This is a genomic window from Acidisphaera rubrifaciens HS-AP3 (genome assembly GCF_000964365.1).
Classification (GTDB): Bacteria; Pseudomonadota; Alphaproteobacteria; order Acetobacterales; family Acetobacteraceae; genus Acidisphaera; species Acidisphaera rubrifaciens.
Genome location: NZ_BANB01000068.1, coordinates 1 through 1,752, shown reverse-complemented (window position 1 = coordinate 1,752; position 1,752 = coordinate 1). Strand labels below are relative to the sequence as shown.

The following is a 1,752-nucleotide window of genomic DNA, read 5'->3' as shown; positions in this document are numbered from 1 at the left end:
GTCCCCGCATGCGCCCGCGCCATGCGCGCGAGCACCGCGTCCAGCACCGCCGCCTGCGTCGCGGCCACGTCGCCGTCGGCGTCGATGCGCACGCAGCGCCCCGGCTCGGCCTCGGCGATGGCACGGAAGCCGGCGGCGACGCGGTCATGGAACGCCGCGTCTTCCGCCTCGTAGCGGTCGGCGCGCAGCCCCCGCGCGCGACGGCGGACACGCGCGGTCGCGGGCGATGCCTCCAGCATGATCGTCAGATCCGGCACGAGGCCGGGCAGGCGCGCCAGCGCCGCGATCTGCGTCCGGTCCGCGCCCTGTCCGTAACCCTGATAGGCCATCGTCGAATCCGCGAACCGGTCGCACACCACGACGATGCCGGCGGCGAGCGCCGGGCGCAGCGTCATTGCCACGTGCTCCGTCCGCGCGGCGACATGGATCAGCGTCTCCGCCAGCGGCGTGAAGCCGTTACCCGCCAGCACCACGGCCCGCAGCCGCTCCGCCCCCGGCGCGCCGCCCGGTTCGCGGGTATGCAGGACCGCGTGCCCGCGTTCGGCGAGTGCCGCAGCAAGCAGCCCCGCCTGCGTCGTCTTGCCCGCCCCTTCCCCGCCTTCGAGCGTGATGAACGTGGCCCGCTCCCTCAGCTGCCCGTGACGTAATGCGACAGCACGCCGAGCGCGCGCCCCGCGAAGCCGAGCCGCGCGACATCGGCGCCGGCCAGCAGCGGGAACTGTGCGTTCGGCACGCCCGTGCCGGTGATGGTCAGCGACCCGATACTGTCCCCGCGCGTCACCGGCGCCCGCAGGGGCGTGTCGTATTCCACCGTGATCGTCGCCGTCTTGCGCCAGGCGCGCGGCATCGTGACCACCAGATCCCGGCCGCCCACGAGCGGCACCGTCGGCGCATCGCCGAGCCACACCGGTACACGCTCCACCACGTCGCCGGCTGTGAACAGGGTCACATCCTCGAACTCACGGAACGACCACTCCAGCATGCGCTCGCTCTCCTCGGCGCGCTCATGCATCGTGCTCATGCCGTTCAGCACCATGATCACCCGCCGCCCGCCGCGCTCGGCGCTGCCGACGAGGCCATAGCCGCCTTCCTCGGTGTGGCCGGTCTTCATGCCGTCGGCCAAGCCCTTCTGCACCAGCGGATTGCGGTTCTGCTGATCGATGTTGTTGTACTTGAAAGATTTTTCACTGTCGTAATGGTAGTACTCGGGAAAGTCCGTGATGATCCGCTGCGCGAGGCGTGCGAGGTCGTTGCAGGTGCTGTGATGGTCGGGGTCCGGCCAGCCGGTGCAATTGCGGAAAACGGTGCGGGTCATGCCGAGTTCCTTCGCCTTGGCATTCATCAGCACGACGAATGCCTCCTCGGAGCCAGCGATGCCTTCGGCGAGCACGATACACGCGTCATTGCCCGACTGCACGATCATCCCGCGGATGAGATCCTCGACCTTCACGCTGGTACCGATCTGGCAGAACATCCGCGAGCCGCCCATCCGATAGGCGCGTTCGCTGACCGGCAGCGTGTCCGTCAGACGCAGCTTCCCCGCCTTCAGCGCGCCGTAGACGATGTAGGCGGTCATGATCTTCGTCATCGACGACGGCACCATCAGCGCGTCGGCGTCCTTGTCGAGGATCTTGGCGCCGGTGTTGTAGTCGACCACCACCGCCCAGCGTGCGGCCGTGTCGTACGGGCCGACCGGCGTGGTCGCCGGCGATCCGGTCGCGACGGGCGCCGCCGCGGCCGGGCCCGGATGGC

2 protein-coding genes are annotated in these 1,752 nt (G+C 70.0%); both read right to left on the bottom strand.

The window, feature by feature from the left end; genetic code table 11:
• A partial coding sequence (gene tmk / locus B8460_RS02370; RefSeq protein ID WP_241771078.1) for a dTMP kinase occupies window positions 1-563 on the bottom strand: 563 nt, incomplete at its 3' end.
• Window positions 564-628: 65 nt separating this feature from the next.
• Window positions 629-1,752 (bottom strand): D-alanyl-D-alanine carboxypeptidase family protein (locus B8460_RS02365; protein ID WP_048859967.1); only part of this gene is annotated, 1,124 nt, incomplete at its 5' end.